We start from the raw sequence: 17,146 nt of genomic DNA on the forward strand, positions 1-17,146 counted from the left end.
GGGGGTGACGGCAGGTGCTCGTGCTCGACAGCGCTGCCGTCTCCACCCGTGGCCCCCGCCCGGACAACCAGGACTCCGCGGTCGCCGGCCCCCAGCTGATCGCCATCGCCGACGGGGTGGGCGGCAACGTCGGTGGAGCGGTCGCCTCCTCGCTGGTGGTGAACTGGCTGGCCCCGCTGGCCACCGGCAGCACCGGTGAGGGCGCCGACGACCCGGTGCGGATCGTGGCGAGCGCGAACGAGCGGATCCGGGCGGCCTACACCGAGCGTCCCCGGCTGCGGACGATGGCGACCACGATGACCGCGCTGCACATCGACGCCCAGGGGTTGGCGCTGCTGCACATCGGCGACTCCCGCGGCTACCTGCTGCAGGACGGCGAGCTCCAGCAGGTCAGCACCGACCACACGTTGGTCCAGGCGCTGATCGACGCCGGCTCCCTCACCCCGGCCGAGGCGAAGGTGCACCCGCAGCGCTCGGCGGTCTACGCCGCACTGCACGGCGCGGACGACGACGTCGCCGCGGTCGACGTGCTCCGGCTGGACGCGCGCCCCGGTGACCGGGTGATGGTCTGCTCCGACGGGCTGTCCGACGTCGTCCCGGCGGCCGTGCTGTGCGACCTGCTGGCCGCCGACGGCACGCCCGCCCAGGCCGCCGCGCGGCTGCGGGACGCCGCGCTGGCCGGGCCGCCCACCGACAACATCACCGTCGTCGTCGCCGACGTCCTGGAGGCCGGGGCCGATGGCGGCCCGGTCCGGGTGTGCACGTTCGGCGCCGCCACCGAGCTCCGTGAGGAGACCGCCGAGGCGCTGGAGGCCGTCTGGCCCGGCCCGGTGCCGGTCGGCCTGGTCCAGCACCGCCCCCGCTGAGGTCCTTTCAGGTCCAGTAGAGCAACCGGGCGGCGGGGAGCCGGTCGGCGATCGCGCCGGTGAACCAGCTGCGCAGTTCTCCCATGGTGTCGCGCGGGTAGACGTGCTTCACGGCCCCGTACTTCCCGCGCTTGGTGGTCCGCGCGGCCTCGTCCGTCTCCAGCTTCGTCCGCGGGTACCAGTCGGTCAGCGTCGCCTTGCTCCCCGGCGTTCACCGAGAAGCGCAGCCGGGTCCGGCCGCCGTGCGGCAGGTCGATCAGGCCGGCGACGTCGTCGAACTCGGTGGTGGCCCGTAGCTGCACCGGCCCGGCCCAGTCGTGGCTGCCGATGTGCGTGATCGCCGTGGCCAGCCCGCTGGTCAGGTGCTCCAGCGCGAGCGGGTCGGTGTAGCAGGAGGCCTCGAACGTCGTCCCCTCGCCGACGCGGGCGGCGGATCCGGAGGTGACGGTGCCGTGCCCGACGTAGCCGTCCAGGCCCGCCAGTGCCTCGTCGAGATCGGCGTACACCCGGGTGATCGGCGGCCCGGACAGCGAGCCAGCGAGGTAGCAGTACTGGCAGCGCGCCGGGCAGCCGATCGCCACGCAGCAGTCGATGTCGCTGACCCCGGCGGCCTCCAGCTGGCCCAGCACCCGCAGCCCGGACGGGCGCTCGGCCGCAGAACGGGTGACGAGGACCCGGGACGGCGTCCAGAGCCGGTCGGCGTGGGAGCCGTGTCGGGTCGAACGGCGGTGAGCGGGGGGGGGGTGACGGGAGCGGTGCGCGCGGTGGGCATCACCTGGTGCCAGGGCCCCCGGACAGCCGTCCTTCCGTTCAGGCGGCGCGTCGCCGGACGAGGTCGCGATGGGCCATCAGCGCCCAGACGACGTGCTGCAGGTCCATCCGCTCGCCGTCAGAGGGGAGGGCCGCGGGCAGCAGGTGCGGGGACGGGAGCAGTGACGTCAGCCCGTCGGCGGCGGTCCCGCGGAACCGTTCCCCGGTGTCGGACCACGGCCGCCCGCCGTCCGGGGCCACGGCGATCAGTCGGCCGCCACGCCGGCTGAGCACCAGGTCGTGGTCGTGGACCAGCCCGTGGTCGACGTCGCAGAGCAGGACGAGGTTGGAGACGTCGGTGCGGCCGCCGTGCAGCCAGTGCCGCAGGTGATGGGCGTGCAGACGTTCCGGCCTCGTCTCTTCGCAGCCGGGTCGCGCACAGCCACCGTCGCGGAGCAGCAGTGCCCGGCGCTGGGCGCGGGTGGCGTATCGCCGCGACCGGCCCTGGGCCAGCACCTCGGGGCCGTCGGTGACGATCGCGGTGACGGCCGCGTCGCAGGCCAGCCGCCGGGCCTGCGACGGCGTGAGGGCCGGGCCGCCTTCCAACGCGGCCCGCCCGGCGGCCTCGTCGTCGGCGAGCACGGCGGCGTCCACGACGACGACCACCTCGCGACGGGGCGGGTCCCCAGCGCGGCGGTCGGCATCGGCAGCCGCCGCGGCCAGCTGGGTCATCGCCCGGCAGCGGCGCTCGGTGGTCACCGCCCGCGGCTCCACCTCGTCCTCTGCCGGTCCTGGAACGCCGCCAGCCACATCCCCTGCCAGTTCCGGGCCGCCGGCGGGTTCCGGGCCGTCCGCCAGTTCCGGGGCGCCTGCCAGGGCGGCCTGGGTGCGGCGACGGGCGGCTCGTTCCCGGCGGGCGTCCCGTTCGGCGAGCGACTCGATCGCGGCGAGGAACTCGGCGCCGTGTTCGGCTTCCAGCCGGACCTGTACCGAGATCATCCCGTCGTCCTCGGTCCACCAGGAGAACCGCCGCCGGTCGGCCACCCGGCCCGCATCGACGTCGTCGGCCCGGCGCCACGCCCGCACGGTGCGCTCCACCTGGGAGGCGGTGGCGTGCCGGGCGAACTCGACGAGCTCGGCCTCGGTGCCCGGCTCGGCGACCCGGGTCAGCGCGCGCACCTTCGAGTAGGAGAGCTCACCGGCGGAGAAGGCGGCGCTTGTGAGGGGCAGCCCGCGCAGTGCCCGCGCCACCCGGACGTGTTGCCGGGCCGTCCCCGGCGTCAGCGAGCACTTCCAGGCCAGCCAGTGCGCGCACGAGGTGATGCCGACGCCTCCCCAGCCCTCCCGCTCGTCGAACTCGGCGACCAGCCGCAGCCAGGAAGCCGTCGCCGCCGCCAGCTGCACCGCACCGGCGCAGATGCGATCACCGAGCGCTTCGATCGGCTCCACCGACTCGACCGGCTGCCTCGGCTCGACCGGCTCGACCGCGGCGGGGGCGACGACGGACAGCGGCAGGGGGGTCACCAGCGCATCGATCATGTGTTCGAACATAGCCGGGGCCACCGACGGAACTGCAGCTCAGTCGCGCGGGACGGTTCCGCGGAACCGTCCCGGCAACGCCGGCGGAGGGGCTCGCCGAGTCGACGGTGCAGTGCGGCCGGCGCACCGGCGCCACGAGTGAGCTGGGTCAGTCGGCCAGGTCGACGACCACCGGGGCGTGGTCGCTGGCGCCCTTGCCCTTGCGCTCCTCGCGGTCGATCCGGGCGCCGGTGACCCGCTGGGCCAGCGTCGGCGAGCCGAGCACGAAGTCGATCCGCATCCCCTCGCGGCGGGGGAAGCGCAGCTGGGTGTAGTCCCAGTACGTGTAGACGCCCGGCCCTGGGGTGTACGGCCGGACGACGTCGGTGAACCCGGCGTCGACCACGCCGCGGAACGCGGCCCGCTCGGGCTCGGAGACGTGCGTGGAGTGGCTGAACACCGAGATGTCCCAGACGTCGTCGTCCTGCGGGGCGATGTTCCAGTCACCGACCAGCGCCACCTGCGCCTCGGCGTCCTCGGTGAGCCACCCGCCGGCGTGCACCCGCAGCGCTTCCAGCCACTCGAGCTTGTACTGCAGGTGCGGGTCGGTGAGCGTGCGACCGTTCGGCACGTACAGGCTCCACACCCGCACGCCGCCGCACGTGGCGCCGAGCGCCCGAGCCTCCTGGGCCGGCTCGACGCCCTCCTTCGACGACCACGAGGGCATCCCCGGGAAGCCGACCTGGACGTCGCTGAGCCCGACGCGGGACAGCAGGGCGACGCCGTTCCACTGCGAGTGGCCGACGTGCGCGACGTCGTAGCCCAGCGCCCGGAACCGGTCCTCCGGGAACTGCTCGTCCTTGCACTTGGTCTCCTGCAGCGCCAGGACGTCGACGTCACTGCGCTGCAGCCAGGCCTCCACCCGGTCGACTCGGCTGCGGATGGAGTTGACGTTCCAGGTGGCCAGGCGCACGGACGCCGAGCCTAGGCGAGCGCGCTCCTCCCTCAGGCCTGGGGCAGGGGGGTGAGCGCGGTGTCCTGGCGGGCCTGCATGCGGGTGCGCATCCGGTCCCGGCTCTCCACGAACTTGGTGGCCTGGGCGTCCAGTCCGGCCAGGAACTGGGCCAGCTCCTCGCGGGCCTGCTCGCCCTCCGGACCCAGGTTGGTGCGCTCGAAGACCTTCCACGCGCGCAGCACGGGCTGGATGACCTCGTCGTGGTGCAGGCGCAGGTCGTAGATGCCGGCCTTGGCGATGAGCACGGAGTTCTTGCGGAAGCCGGCCATGGTGGCGCCGGGCATCTCGAAGCGCATGACCTCGTCGGCGACCGCTCGCATGGTCTTGTCCGGCTCGATCTCGAACGCCGCGGAGACGATGTTCCGGTAGAAGACCATGTGCAGGTTCTCGTCCTTGGCGATCCGGGCGAGCAGCTTGTCGGCGATCGGGTCGCCGGTGGCCTTGCCGGTGTTGCGGTGGCTCACCCGGGTGGCGAGCTCCTGGAAGGAGACGTAGGCGACCGCCTCGAGCGGGGTCTTGTCCCCCGAGTCGTAGCCGGAGGTCATGTAGTCCATCCGGGCGCGCTCGAGCTCGACGGGGTCGACCCCGCGGGTGACGACGAGGTAGTCGCGCAGCGCGATGCCGTGCCGGTTCTCCTCCGCCGTCCAGCGGCCGACCCAGGTGCCCCAGGCGCCGTCCCGGCCGAAGCGGGTGGCGATCTCCCGGTGGTAGCTGGGGAGGTTGTCCTCGGTCAGCAGGTTGGTGAACATGGCCGCCTTGGCGGTCTCGTCCAGCCGGGACTGCTCCGGCGACCAGTCCTCGCCGCCGAGGAAGGCGAAGTCGCGCCCCTCCGACCACGGGACGTAGTCGTGCGGGTGCCATTCCTGGGCCAGCCCGATGTGCCGGTTCAGGTTCTCCTCGACCACCGGCTCGAGCTCGGTGAGCAGTGCTGCCTCGCGCGACGTGTGGGACACGATCGACCTCCTCGGTCTGGTACCTGCGGTGGGGTGACCTGCGGACGGTGACGACGGCGCAGCCGATCGCGATCACACCTGACCCTTCCGTACCCGAGGACGCCCACACCAGACATGCGGGTGTGACCGGCCTCACGACCTCGCTCTCCCGGGGGGTGAGACCGTCCCGAGGCCCCGTGATACGTGCCCGAAACGGTGCGATCATGGCCAGATGACCGGTCATGGGACGCGTGGGGCTGCCGCGTGAGCGACGACTCAGACGTCCAGCGGGGCGGCCGGCGCACGGTGCGTGGCTTCGGGCCGGCCCTGCTGCTCACCGTGGTCGGTGCCCTGGTGCCCGGGTCCGCCTTCCTGGCCACCGGACGGCGACGCCTCGGTGCGGTGGTCGTCGTGGTGTTCATGGTGCTGCTCGGCGCAGTGGCCTACCTGGCCACCACGGGCCTGCGCGACGTGATCCAGGTGGCCGTCGACTCCGCGGCCCTGCGGTGGGTGGTCGGCGGCATCATCGCCCTCGCGGTGGCGTGGCTGCTCGTCGTCCTGATCGGTTACGCCCTGCTGTTGCCACGCCGCACCCGGGGCTGGCAGCACGTGGTCGGTGCGGTCGTTGTGCTGGCTCTCTGTGCGGCGGTGGTCGTCCCCGCCGCGTGGGCGGTTCGCATCGCCAACGCCCAGGCCGAGCTGCTCGACAGCGTGTTCGCCGACCGGGACAGCGCCACCGTCACCGACTCGCCCGACGGGGCCGACCCGTTCGGCGACCGGGAGGAGGTCAACTTCCTGCTGCTGGGCGGGGACGGCGGCGAGGGTCGCGACGGGGTCCGCACCGACACGGTGATCGTCGCCAACGTGCAGACCGACACCGGCGAGACCACGCTGTTCAGCCTGCCCCGCAACCTGCAGGAACTGCCCTTCCCCGAGGACAGCCCGCTGGGCGAGGTGTACCCCGACGGGTTCGACGCCGGGAGCGAAAGCGAGAGCCTGCTCAACGCCGTCTACCGCAACGGCCCGGCCTGGTACCCCGACGTCCTGGGCCCCACCGACGACCCGGGCGCCGACTTCCTGAAGCTCGGCGTGGGCGAGGCGCTCGGCCTGCAGATCGACTACTACGTGCTGGTCAACCTGGACGGCTTCAGCCGGCTGGTCGACGCGCTCGGCGGCATCGACGTGAACGTGAACTACTACGTGCCGATCGGGGGCGAGCCCACGCTCGAGATCCTGCCCGACGACTACATCGAGCCGGGCCCGGACCAGCACATGGACGGCGAGCGCGCACTCGACTACGCCCGTGGCCGGTTCGGCCTCACCGACTACCAGCGGATGGACCGCCAGCGGTGCGTGATCAGCGAGATCGTCGAGGCCGCCGATCCGATGACCCTGCTCAGCCGGTTCCAGCAGCTGGCCGCGACCACGCAGGACATCGTCTCCACCGACGTGCCGCAGTCCCGGCTGGACGACCTGGTCGACCTGGCGTTCAAGGTGAAGGACGCCGAGATCCGCAGCGTCGTCTTCGACGACACGGTGATCGACCCGGCCTACCCGGACTACGACCGGATCCGGACGCTGGTGCAGCAGGCGCTGGGCAACTCGTCGGACACCCCGTCCGCGGACACCTCGCCGGCCCCGAGCACCCCGGCCGAGAGCACCCCGGCCGAGGAGGACGCGACCGAGGACGGGGCTGCGCCGTCCCCCACGTCGTCGGCCGGCGCGACCAGCGCCGCGCCGGCGGAGCCGGACCCGGCCGCCGAGGTCAGCGACGCCTGCGCCTACGACCCGGCGCAGGCGCGGGCCGCCCGCGCGGAGGGGGAGCCCCCGACCCGCAACGGCTGACGCCGTCAGCCGGCCAGCACGACCAGCAGGGTCCGCGGGCCGTGTACGCCCTCGACCCGCTGGAGCTCGATGTCGCTGGTGGCCGAGGGGCCGCTGACCATGGTGAGCGGGCGCAGCGGGTCCAGCCGGGCCAGCCCCTCGGGCACGCTGCCCACCACCTGGTCGGCGGTCACCACGCAGACCAGGCAGTCCGGCAACAGCGACAGCGCCCGCCGCCCGCAGGCCGGTGAGCCGTCGAGCACCAGGGTGCCGGTCTCGGCGATCGCCACCGCCACCGCGGTGACCGAGGCGGCCCGGTCGGCGAGCTGCACCGCGGGGCGGTCGTCGTCGACGTCGCAGCCGGTCGGCCGCCAGTCCCCGGCCAGCCCGGGGGCGACGACGACGTCGCCGGCCGCCCACCCGGCACCCAGTCCCTGGTCCAGGGCGGCCCGCACGGTGGCGCCGACCTCGGCGGGGGAGCAGCGCAGCACCGTGGCCCGGTAGTCCTCCACCCGGTCGACCAGCAACTCCAGCAGCTCCGGGTCGCCGGCCGGGCGGCCGTCGGTCAGCCGGTAGTCGCGGACCACCTCGTCGGGCGTCGTCCGGTCCGCGCCCAGGGCCTGGCGCACCCGGGACAGCACCTCGTCGCGCGCGCTCACCGTCGTCCTCCCGTCGTGTTGCACGTGGAACGTCGGCACGGGGAGCCCTGCCCGGTCACGACCCGTGCTCCCGGACCCAGGACTCCACGAACGTCTCCTTCGGCGGGGTGGGCAGGTCGCGGCTGCGGGTCCAGCCGGAGACCGGCGGGGGCAGGGCGTTGGGCAGCGTGGGCCTCCCGCGGGCGATCAGCCGGCCCAGCCGGGACGCCCGCTGGGCCAGGTGCCACAGCCGGGGGTGCGACATGACCTTCGCCAGACCGCGGAAGGCGACCGCCTCCGCGGTCGGCCGCTCCTGGGCCTCGACGTGCTCGCCGCGCAGGTGCACCAGGATCGAGGGGATGTCGATCGCCACCGGGCAGACGTCGTAGCAGGCGCCGCAGAGCGAGGAGGCGAACGGCAGGGAGGCGTTGTCCTCCACCCCGGTCAGCATCGGCGAGAGGACCGCACCGATCGGCCCCGGGTAGACGGAGCCGTAGGAGTGCCCGCCGGCCCGCTCGTACACCGGGCAGACGTTCAGGCAGGCCGAGCAGCGGATGCAGTGCAGTGCCTCGCGGCCCACCTCGTCGGCGAGGACCGCGGTACGGCCGTTGTCCAGCAGCACCAGGTGGAACTCCTGCGGCCCGTCCCCGGGGGTCACGCCGGCCCACGTCGAGGTGTAGGGGTTCATCCGCTCGCCGGTGGAGGAGCGCGGCAGCAGCTGCAGGAAGACCTCGAGGTCGCGCCAGGTGGGCACCACCTTCTCGATGCCCATGACGGTGATCAGGGTCTCCGGCAGGGTCAGGCACATCCGCCCGTTGCCCTCGCTCTCCACCACGGTGAGCGTGCCGGTCTCGGCGACGGCGAAGTTCGCGCCGCTGACGGCCACCCGGGCGCGGAGGAACCGTTCGCGCAGGTGGGTGCGGGCGGCCATCGCCAGCTGGCGGGGGTCGTCGGTGAGGTCGGGGTCGACGCCGGGGATGGTGCGGGCGAAGATCTCCCGGATCTCGGCGCGGTTCTTGTGGATCGCCGGCACCAGGATGTGCGACGGCTTGTCCTCCCCCAGCTGCACGATCAGCTCGGCCAGGTCGGTCTCGAAGACGTCCAGCCCGGCGGCCTCCAGCGCCTCGTTCAGGCCGATCTCCTGGGTGGCCATCGACTTGACCTTGACCACCTCGGTGGTGCCGGTGGCCTGCACCAGCCGGGTGACGATCTCGTTGGCCTCGTTCGCGTCCCGGGCCCAGTGGACGACGCCGCCGCGGGCGGTGACCTGGCGTTCCAGCTCCTCGAGGTGCTCGTCGAGCCGGGCCATCGTCGCGGCCTTCAGCGCCCGGCCGGCCTCGCGCAGCTGCGCCCAGTCGGGCAGCTCGTCGACCACCTTGGCCCGCTTGCCGCGGATGGTGCTGGTGGCGTGGCCCAGGTTGGCCCGCAGCTGCCCGTCGCGCAGGGCCCCGCGGGCGGCGTCCGGGAAGGACTGGTCGCCGCGCAGGTGCCCCACTCCGCGGGGAGCGGTGGGCAGGCCGAGGAAGGTCGGGGCCTTCGGCGGGACGGTGGCGGTCATGCCGACACCGCCGGGGCGGTCTGCTGGTCGGGGGTCACTGCTTCCTCCGTCGAGGCGAGGATCTCGGCCAGGTGCACCGTGCGGGTGCCGGCCCGGAGCCGGGAGAGGCCGCCGCCGATGTGCATCAGGCAGGAGGCGTCCCCGGCGGTGCAGACCTCGGCGTGCGTGCCCAGGACGTTGGCCATCTTGTCGGTGAGCATCGCGGTGGAGGTGTCGGCGTTCTTCACCGCGAAGGTGCCGCCGAAGCCGCAGCACTGCTCGGCGCCGGGCAGCTCGACCAGCTCCAGCCCGCGCACCGCCCGCAGCAGCTGGTAGGGCCGGTCGCCCACCTTCAGCAGCCGCAGTGAGTGGCAGGTCGGGTGGTAGGTGACCCGGTGCGGGTAGTAGGCGCCGACGTCGGTCACCCCGAGCACGTCCACCAGGAACTGGGACAGCTCGTAGGTGCGCCCGGCCAGCTCCTCCGCCTCGTCGGCGAGCCGGTGCTCACCGGCCCGGCGGGCGACCGCGGCCTGCTGGTGGTGGATGGAGGCCACGCAGGACCCCGACGGCGCCACGATCGCCTCGGCGCCGGCGAAGGCCCGCACGTGGTTGGCGACGATCGGCACCGCCTCCCGGCGGTACCCGGTGTTGACGTGCATCTGCCCGCAGCAGGACTGCCCCGGCGGGACCACGACCTCGTGTCCGAGCCGCTGCAGCAGCGTGGCGGTGGCCCGGGCCACCGAGGGGGTCAGGGTGTCCACCAGGCAGGTGGCGAAGAGCGCGACCTTCACGGGCGGCTCCTCCTCTCAGCTCGCGACGGTCGGGCGGAGTCGCCGGACCGTGCTGGACTCGCGGACGACGAGCATCGGCTCGAAGACGGGTTGGTCGTGCTGGTGGCCCTCGCCCGCAGCCTCGTCCAGCAACAGCTCCGCCGCGCGGCGACCGAGTTCCTGGCGGGGCTTGCGGACCGAGGTCAACGGGACGGCGGCGGCCGCGGCGTAGTCGATGTCGTCGTAGCCGACGATGGCGAAGTCGTCGGGCACCCGGACCTGGTGCCGCACCATCTCCTGGAGCACCCCCATCGCCAGCAGGTCGTTCGCGCAGACGGCGGCGGTGGGGCGCTGCCCGGCGGGCAGGCCGATGATGCGGGACGCGGCCTCGCGGCCACCGGCGACGGTGAGCGTCCCGGGGGTGATGACGGCGAGCGCATCGTCGGACCCGGTGCCCTCGCGGACAGCGGCGACGACCCCCTGGTACCGCTCCTGCAGCTGGGGCAGCCCCTCGGGGCCGCCGATGAAGGCGATCCGGCGGTGCCCGCTCTCGAGCAGGTGGCCGGCGGCCAGCCGGCCGCCGAGGACGTCGTCGACGGCCACAGCACACTGGTCGGGGCCGGGTGCGCGGCGGTCGAGCAGCACGACCGGGACGCCGCGTTGCCGCAGCGTCTCGATCTGCGGGGAGAGCTCCGCGGTCGGGGTGAGCACGACCCCCCGCACCCGCTGCTCGGTGAGCACCTCCAGGTGGGCGGCCTCCTTGGCCGGCCGGCCGTCGGAGTTGCACAAGATCACCGACAGCCCCTGCGCGTTGGCCACCTCTTCGACCCCGCGGGCGACGTCGGTGAAGAACGGGTTGGCGATGTCCAGCACGACCAGCCCGATGGTGCGGCTGCGGCCGGCCCGGAGGTGGCGGGCCGACTCGTTGCGCACGAAGCCCAGCGCGGTGATCGCGCTCAGCACGCGTTCCCGCGTCCCGGGGCTGACCGTGTCGGGCCGGTTGAGGACGTTGCTGACCGTGCCGACCGAGACCCCGGCGTGGACGGCGACGTCGCGGATGCTGGCGGTCAGCGCTGCCCCCTCGGTTCCCGGCCGGCCCGTTGACCGCTCGCACTGAGCATCCTACTGTGGCCCACAGCACCTTGTGAATCGTTTCAGCGAGGAGGGCTCGTGCCCCGCGTCTGCTTCACCCTCCAGGTCCGGCCCGACCGGCTCGAGGAGTACCGCGCGCGGCACGCCGCCGTGTGGCCGGAGATGCTCCGCGCGCTCCGGGACGCCGGCTGGCGCGACTACCAGCTCTTCCTGCGCGACGACGGCCTGCTCGTCGGCACCGTGGTGACCGACGACCTCGACGCCGCCCAGGCCGCCGTGGACGCCGCCGCGGTCAGCGCCCGCTGGGAGGCCGAGATGGCCCCCTTCTTCGAGACCGGGGACGGCCGCGGCAAGTCCTCACTCGACCTCGTCTTCGACCTCGACGCCCAGCTGCGGGCCGCCGGGGAGCACCCCACGACGAACGGAGAGACCCCGTGACCACCGACCCCAGCGCCCAGGACCTCCGCGCCCGGGCGCTCGCCGCCCTGGCCGAGCAGACCATCGAGCTGCCCTCCTGGGCGTTCGGCAACGCCGGCACCCGGTTCAAGGTCTTCAGCACCCCCGGCGTCCCGCGCGACCCGTTCGAGAAGATCAGCGACGCCGCCCAGGTGCACCGGCACACCGGCGTCGCCCCGCGGGTCTCGCTGCACATCCCGTGGGACCTCGTCGACGACTTCGGGAAGCTGGCCGAGCACGCCACCGACGAGGGCGTCTCGATCGGCGCGATCAACTCGAACCTGTTCCAGGCCGACGAGTACAAGCTCGGGTCGCTGACCCACGCCGACCCGGCCGTGCGGGCCAAGGCCGTGGCCCACCACGTGCAGTGCATCGACGTCATGCGGGCCACCGGCTCCACCGACCTGAAGATCTGGCTGCCCGACGGCACCAACTACCCGGGCCAGGACGACATCACCGACCGCCAGGAGCGGCTCGCGGAGTCACTGCAGCAGATCTACGCCGAGCTGGACCCCGAGCACCGGCTGATCCTCGAGTACAAGTTCTACGAGCCGTACTTCTACACGATGGACATCCCCGACTGGGGCACCTCGCTGCTGCACTGCCTGGCCCTCGGCGAGCAGGCGAAGGTCGTGCTGGACACCGGCCACCACGCGCCGAACACCAACATCGAGTTCATCGTCGCCCAGCTGCTGCGGGTCGGCCGGCTCGGTGCCTTCGACTTCAACTCCCGCTTCTACGGGGACGACGACCTGATCGTGGGCGCGGCCGACCCGTTCCAGCTGTTCCGGATCATGAACGAGATCGTCCGGGCCGACGCGCTCCGCCCGGACTCCGGCGTCAACTTCATGCTCGACCAGTGCCACAACATCGAGCCGAAGATCCCCGGCCAGATCCGCTCGGTGATGAACGTCCAGGAGGCCACCGCCAAGGCGCTGCTGGTCGACCGCGAGGCGCTGCGGACGGCGCAGCGCAGCGGTGACGTGCTCGGCGCGAACGGCGCGCTGATGGACGCCTACAACACCGACGTCCGCCCGCTGCTCGCCGAGCTGCGCGAGTCCCAGGGCCTGCCCGCCGACCCGTACGCCGCCTACGCCCGCTCCGGCCACCAGGAGCAGATCGCCACCGAGCGCGTGGGGGGCCAGCAGGCCTCCTGGGGCGCCTGAACGACGACGAAGGACGACGAGATGACGAACCCCGTGGTCAGTGACCTGCTCGCCCGCTCCAACCGGCTGGGCGAGGACCCGCGCAACACCAACTACGCCGGCGGCAACACCTCCGCGGCCGGCACCGAGACCGACCCGGTGACCGGGCAGCCGGTCGAGCTGCTCTGGGTGAAGGGCTCCGGCGGCGACCTCGGCACGCTGAAGGAACCCGGCCTGGCCGTCCTCCGGCTGGACCGGCTGCGCTCGCTGGTCGACGTCTACCCCGGCGTCGACCGCGAGGACGAGATGGTCGCCGCGTTCGACTACTGCCTGCACGGCCGCGGCGGGGCCGCGCCGAGCATCGACACCGCGATGCACGGGCTGGTCCGCGCTGCGCACGTCGACCACCTGCACCCCGACTCCGGCATCGCGCTGGCCACCGCCGCCGACGGCGAGGCGCTGACCCGGGAGTGCTTCGGCGACCGCGTGGTCTGGGTGCCGTGGCGCCGTCCCGGGTTCCAGCTGGGGCTGGACATCGCCGAGATCGCGGAGAAGAACCCGCAGGCCATCGGCGCCGTCCTGGGCGGGCACGGCATCACCGCCTGGGCCGACACCAGCGAGCAGTGCGAGGCCAACTCGCTGGAGATCATCCGGACGGCGGAGCGGTTCCTCGCCGAGCGCGGCCGGCCGCAGCCCTTCGGTGTGCCGCTGCCCGGGTACGAGGCGCTGCCGGAGGCCGAGCGACGGGCCAAGGCGGCTGCCCTCTTCCCGGTGGTCCGCGGCCTGGCCTCGACCGACAAGCCGCAGGTCGGGCACCTCACCGACTCCGACGTCGTGCTGGACTTCCTCGCCTCCGCCGAGCACCCGCGGCTGGCGGCGCTGGGCACCTCCTGCCCCGACCACTTCCTGCGCACCAAGGTGCGCCCGCTGGTGGTCGACCTACCGGCGTCCGCCCCGGTCGAGGACGTCGTCGCCCGGCTGGAGGAGCTGCACGAGGCCTACCGCGCCGACTACGCGGCCTACTACTCCCGGCACGCGGGCCCGGACTCCCCCGCCATGCGCGGCGCGGACCCGGCGATCGTGCTGGTGCCCGGTGTCGGCATGTTCAGCTTCGGGGCGAACAAGCAGACCGCCCGGGTCGCCGGTGAGTTCTACGTCAACGCGATCAACGTGATGCGCGGCGCCGAATCGGTCTCCACCTACGCGCCGATCGACGAGAGCGAGAAGTTCCGGATCGAGTACTGGGCGCTGGAGGAGGCCAAGCTCGCCCGGATGCCGAAGCCCAAGCCGCTGGCCACCCGGGTCGCGCTGGTCACCGGCGCGGCGAGCGGGATCGGCAAGGCGATCGCCCAGCGGCTGGCCGCCGAGGGCGCCTGCGTCGTCGTCGCCGACCTGGACCTCGCCAAGGCCACCGACGCCGCTGCGGAGATCGGCTCGGCCGACGTCGCCGTGGGCGTGGCGGCCGATGTCAGCGACGCCGAGGCGGTGGCCGCGGCGTTCCGGGCGGCCGTGCTGGCCTTCGGCGGGGTCGACCTGGTGGTCAACAACGCCGGCCTGTCGATCTCCAAGCCGCTGCTGGAGACCACCGAGGCCGACTGGGACCTGCAGCACGACGTGATGGCCAAGGGCTCGTTCCTGGTCTCCCGCGAGGCGGCCCGGATCATGATCGAGCAGGGCATGGGCGGCGACGTCGTCTACATCTCCAGCAAGAACGCGGTCTTCGCCGGCCCGAGCAACATCGCCTACTCCTCGACCAAGGCCGACCAGGCCCACCAGGTGCGGCTGCTGGCCGCCGAGCTCGGCGAGCACCAGATCCGGGTCAACGGCATCAACCCCGACGGCGTCGTCCGCGGGTCGGGGATCTTCGCCGGCGGCTGGGGCGCCAAGCGGGCCGCGGTCTACGGCGTCCCGGAGGAGGAGCTGGGCCAGTTCTACGCCCAGCGCACCCTGCTCAAGCGCGAGGTGCTGCCCGACCACGTCGCCGACGCCGTCTTCGCGTTGACCGGCGGCGAGCTCACCCGGACGACCGGCCTGCACGTCCCGGTCGACTCCGGCGTCGCCGCCGCCTTCCTCCGCTGACGTGGGGGCCAAGATCGCGACTTTGGCCCCGAGGGGGACGACGTGAGCCGGGAGCTGACGCTCGCCGCTGTCGACCTCGGGGCCTCCAGTGGCCGGGTGATGACGGCGCGGGTCGGGCCCGGGCGGTTGGAGCTGCACGAGGTCAACCGGTTCGCCAACCGGCCGGTCCGGGTCGCCGGCACGTTGCACTGGGACGTGCTGGCGCTCCACGGCGGGGTGCTCGACGGCCTGCGGACCGCCGGCCGCGACGCCGGGCCGCTGGACGGCGTGGGCATCGACAGCTGGGCGGTCGACGTCGGGCTGCTCGACGGCGACGGCGCGCTGCTGGGCAACCCGGTGCACTACCGGGACGCCCGGCACGCCACCGCCGTCCCCGGGGTGCACGAACTGGTGTCACCGGCCGAGCTCTACGGGGTCAACGGCCTGCAGCACCTGCCGTTCAACACGGTGTTCCAGCTCGCGGCGATGCGGCAGCTGGCCGGGTTCGGGCTGGCCCGGCGGGCGCTGCTGATCCCCGACCTGCTGGCGTACTGGCTCACCGGCGCCGTCGGGGCCGAGCTCACCAACGCGTCCACCACCGGGCTGCTGGACGCCACCACCCGGCAGTGGTCGACCGACCTCATCGACCGGCTCCGCCTCCCGCACGAGCTGTTCCCGCCGTTGCGGCAACCCGGGGACCGACTCGGTGAGCTCACCGGTGACGTGCTCGCCGAGACCGGGTTGAGCGGGCCGGTCCCGGTGACGGCGGTCGGCTCGCACGACACCGCATCGGCGGTGGTCGGCGTCCCGGCGGTGTCCGACCGGTTCGCCTACGTCTCGTGCGGCACCTGGTCGCTGGTCGGCGTCGAGCTCGGCGCCCCGGTGCTCACCGACGCCAGCCGGGCGGCCGGCTTCACCAACGAGCTGGGGGTGGACGGAACGGTCCGTTACCTGCGCAACGTGATGGGGCTGTGGCTGCTGCAGGAGTCCTTGCGCACCTGGCAGTCGGCCGGCCTGCCGGCCGACCTCACCGAACTGCTGCACGCCGCGGCCCGGGAGCCGGCCTTCGGCGCGGTCGTCGACTGCGACGACGACCGTTTCCTGCCGCCCGGTGACATGCCGGCCCGGATCGCGGAGGTCTGCCGGGAGACCGGGCAGACGCCGCCGCAGAGCCAGGCGGCCACCGTCCGCTGCATCCTGGACAGCCTGGCGCTGGCCTACCGGCGCGCGGTGCGCCAGGCCGCGGAGCTGTCCGGGCAGGCGGTGGACGTCGTCCACCTGGTCGGCGGCGGCGCCCGCAACACGCTGCTGTGCCAGCTCACCGCCGACGCCTGCGGGCTGCCGGTGCTGGCCGGGCCGGTCGAGGCGGCGGCGCTGGGCAACGTGCTGGTCCAGGCCCGTGCCGGGGGCGCGCTCAGCGGGGGGCTCGCCGAGCTCCGGACGCTGCTGCGGACCACCCAGCAGGTCGTCCGACACACCCCCGCCGCCGGTGCTGAGCAGGCCTGGGCGGTTGCGGAGGCGCGACTGCGCTGATCGTCCGGGAGTCGGGGTCAGCCGCCGAGGATCGGCTCGTAGACCTCCTGGGTGCGGTCGAGCAGCTGCTGGAACTCCTCCGCACCCTGGAACTCCTCCGGCACGTACTCCTCGCCGATCTGCTCGACGACCGCCGGGTCCTCGGACGCCGTCCGGAGGGCGTCCTCCAGCTCGGTGACGATCTCCTCGGGCAGGTCGTCAGGGCCGATCAGCCCGAACGTCGACCCGGACAGCGTCAGCTCCGGGAAGCCGGACTCGGCCAGGGTGGGGGTGTCCGGCAGCCAGGGCAGCGGCTCGGCGGAGGAGACCGCCAGCGGACGGAACTGCCCGGCGTCGATGTTCGCGGTGACGTCGGAGGAGGCGTTGATCAGCACCGCGTCGACGTTGCCGCCCAGCAGGGCGGTGGTCATCTCCGCGTTGCCGTTGAAGGGCACAGCGGTGACCTCGACGTCGTACTCCTCGGCCAGCCGCTGCAGCTCGATCGCCTGCGGGGTGGAGGCGCCGGGCGTGCCGACGTTCAGCGCACCGGGCTGCTGCCGGGCGGCGGCGAAGAGCTCCTCGGCGGTGGCGTACGGCGAGTCCGCGCCGACGGCGAGCACCGACGGCACCTCGCTCATCACCCCGATCGTCGTCACGTCGTCCTTGGTGTAGCCGACCTCGTTGGCCAGCGGGGTGAGGACCAGGGTGCCGGGGGTGGCGAGGGAGAGGGTGTGCCCGTCGGGGTCGGCGCCGATCAGCTCCTGGGTCGCGAGCGCGCCCGAGCCGCCGGGCAGGTTCTCCACCACCACGGTCTGGCCCAGCTGCTCCTCCAGGGAGGCGCCGTAGGCGCGGGCGGTCAGGTCCGTGGGACCGCCGGCCCCGTAGGGCACCAGCAGCCGGATCTCCTCGGTCGGGTACTCGGCGGCCGCGTCGGACGACGTCTCCTCCGCCCCGCCGCAGGCGGTCAGCAGGGCGAGGGCGGTCACGGTGGCGAGGGCGCGGGCGGTGCGGGACAGGGGCATCGTTGCCTCCG

The 17,146-nt window shown here is 73.5% G+C and carries 15 protein-coding genes and 1 pseudogene; 6 read left to right on the forward strand and 10 right to left on the reverse strand.

Features of this window, described 5'->3' with window-relative positions:
• The first annotated feature begins 14 nt into the window (after positions 1-14).
• On the forward strand, positions 15-866 hold the full coding sequence (locus O2V63_RS14340) for a PP2C family protein-serine/threonine phosphatase (RefSeq protein ID WP_269168236.1): 852 nt from the start codon (positions 15-17) through the stop codon (positions 864-866).
• A 7-nt stretch (positions 867-873) separates the two neighbouring features.
• On the opposite strand, the gene O2V63_RS20745 is transcribed toward O2V63_RS14340, so the two are convergent.
• The 5 genes and pseudogenes from O2V63_RS20745 to O2V63_RS14355 all read right to left on the reverse strand — a co-directional run bounded on the left by O2V63_RS20745 (position 874) and on the right by O2V63_RS14355 (position 5,102).
• Positions 874-1,056 (reverse strand): spore photoproduct lyase family protein, encoded by a 183-nt coding sequence (locus O2V63_RS20745; RefSeq protein WP_331253845.1) that lies wholly within the window; start codon positions 1,054-1,056, stop codon positions 874-876.
• 76 nt (positions 1,057-1,132) lie between these two features.
• A pseudogene (locus O2V63_RS20750) lies at positions 1,133-1,495 on the reverse strand (spore photoproduct lyase family protein); the annotation flags it as partial.
• Between the two features lie 181 nt (positions 1,496-1,676).
• Positions 1,677-3,155, reverse strand: a complete 1,479-nt coding sequence (locus O2V63_RS14345; RefSeq protein ID WP_269168237.1) for an HNH endonuclease signature motif containing protein — start codon at positions 3,153-3,155, stop codon at positions 1,677-1,679.
• Between the two features lie 148 nt (positions 3,156-3,303).
• Positions 3,304-4,107, reverse strand: a complete 804-nt coding sequence (locus O2V63_RS14350; protein ID WP_269168238.1) for an exodeoxyribonuclease III — start codon at positions 4,105-4,107, stop codon at positions 3,304-3,306.
• 32 nt (positions 4,108-4,139) lie between these two features.
• On the reverse strand, positions 4,140-5,102 hold the full coding sequence (locus O2V63_RS14355; protein ID WP_269162388.1) for an acyl-ACP desaturase: 963 nt from the start codon (positions 5,100-5,102) through the stop codon (positions 4,140-4,142).
• Positions 5,103-5,345: 243 nt separating this feature from the next.
• On the opposite strand from O2V63_RS14355, the gene O2V63_RS14360 reads away from it, so the two are divergent.
• On the forward strand, positions 5,346-6,926 hold the full coding sequence (locus O2V63_RS14360; RefSeq protein ID WP_269168239.1) for an LCP family protein: 1,581 nt from the start codon (positions 5,346-5,348) through the stop codon (positions 6,924-6,926).
• A 5-nt stretch (positions 6,927-6,931) separates the two neighbouring features.
• Here the strand turns inward: O2V63_RS14360 and O2V63_RS14365 are convergent, their stop codons facing one another.
• Genes O2V63_RS14365 through O2V63_RS14380 form a run of 4 tightly spaced genes read right to left on the reverse strand, consistent with a single transcriptional unit; the run spans position 6,932 to position 10,921 of the window.
• The gene (locus O2V63_RS14365) at positions 6,932-7,564 is read right to left on the reverse strand and encodes a LutC/YkgG family protein (RefSeq protein WP_269168240.1); all 633 of its coding nucleotides are present in this window, start codon (positions 7,562-7,564) and stop codon (positions 6,932-6,934) included.
• A gap of 55 nt (positions 7,565-7,619) precedes the next feature.
• The gene (locus O2V63_RS14370; protein WP_269168241.1) at positions 7,620-9,101 is read right to left on the reverse strand and encodes a LutB/LldF family L-lactate oxidation iron-sulfur protein; all 1,482 of its coding nucleotides are present in this window, start codon (positions 9,099-9,101) and stop codon (positions 7,620-7,622) included.
• A complete protein-coding gene (locus O2V63_RS14375) occupies positions 9,098-9,871 on the reverse strand; it encodes a (Fe-S)-binding protein (protein WP_269168242.1) in 774 nt (257 codons plus the stop codon). Before O2V63_RS14375 ends, O2V63_RS14370 begins: the two co-directional genes overlap by 4 nt.
• A 15-nt stretch (positions 9,872-9,886) precedes the next feature.
• Positions 9,887-10,921, reverse strand: a complete 1,035-nt coding sequence (locus tag O2V63_RS14380) for a LacI family DNA-binding transcriptional regulator (RefSeq protein ID WP_269168657.1) — start codon at positions 10,919-10,921, stop codon at positions 9,887-9,889.
• A 99-nt stretch (positions 10,922-11,020) separates the two neighbouring features.
• Here O2V63_RS14380 and O2V63_RS14385 point away from each other — a divergent pair, with 99 nt between their 5' ends.
• The 4 genes from O2V63_RS14385 to O2V63_RS14400 are packed head-to-tail and all read left to right on the forward strand — an operon-like array spanning position 11,021 to position 16,134.
• Positions 11,021-11,380, forward strand: coding sequence for an L-rhamnose mutarotase (locus O2V63_RS14385; RefSeq protein WP_269168243.1), 360 nt, complete (start codon positions 11,021-11,023; stop codon positions 11,378-11,380).
• Positions 11,377-12,564, forward strand: a complete 1,188-nt coding sequence (gene rhaI, locus O2V63_RS14390) for an L-rhamnose isomerase (protein WP_269168244.1) — start codon at positions 11,377-11,379, stop codon at positions 12,562-12,564. Before O2V63_RS14385 ends, rhaI begins: the two co-directional genes overlap by 4 nt.
• 21 nt (positions 12,565-12,585) lie before the next feature.
• Positions 12,586-14,622 (forward strand): bifunctional aldolase/short-chain dehydrogenase, encoded by a 2,037-nt coding sequence (locus tag O2V63_RS14395; protein ID WP_269168245.1) that lies wholly within the window; start codon positions 12,586-12,588, stop codon positions 14,620-14,622.
• A gap of 42 nt (positions 14,623-14,664) precedes the next feature.
• On the forward strand, positions 14,665-16,134 hold the full coding sequence (locus tag O2V63_RS14400) for a rhamnulokinase (protein ID WP_269168246.1): 1,470 nt from the start codon (positions 14,665-14,667) through the stop codon (positions 16,132-16,134).
• A gap of 17 nt (positions 16,135-16,151) precedes the next feature.
• Here O2V63_RS14400 and O2V63_RS14405 read toward each other — a convergent pair whose 3' ends face one another.
• Positions 16,152-17,135 carry a Bug family tripartite tricarboxylate transporter substrate binding protein gene (locus tag O2V63_RS14405; protein ID WP_269168247.1) on the reverse strand — a complete coding sequence of 328 codons (984 nt, stop codon included), beginning with the start codon at positions 17,133-17,135 and terminating at the stop codon, positions 16,152-16,154.
• Positions 17,136-17,146: the final 11 nt, after the last annotated feature.

The sequence above is a fragment of the Modestobacter sp. VKM Ac-2977 genome (assembly GCF_026968045.1).
Classification (GTDB): domain Bacteria; phylum Actinomycetota; class Actinomycetes; order Mycobacteriales; family Geodermatophilaceae; genus Modestobacter.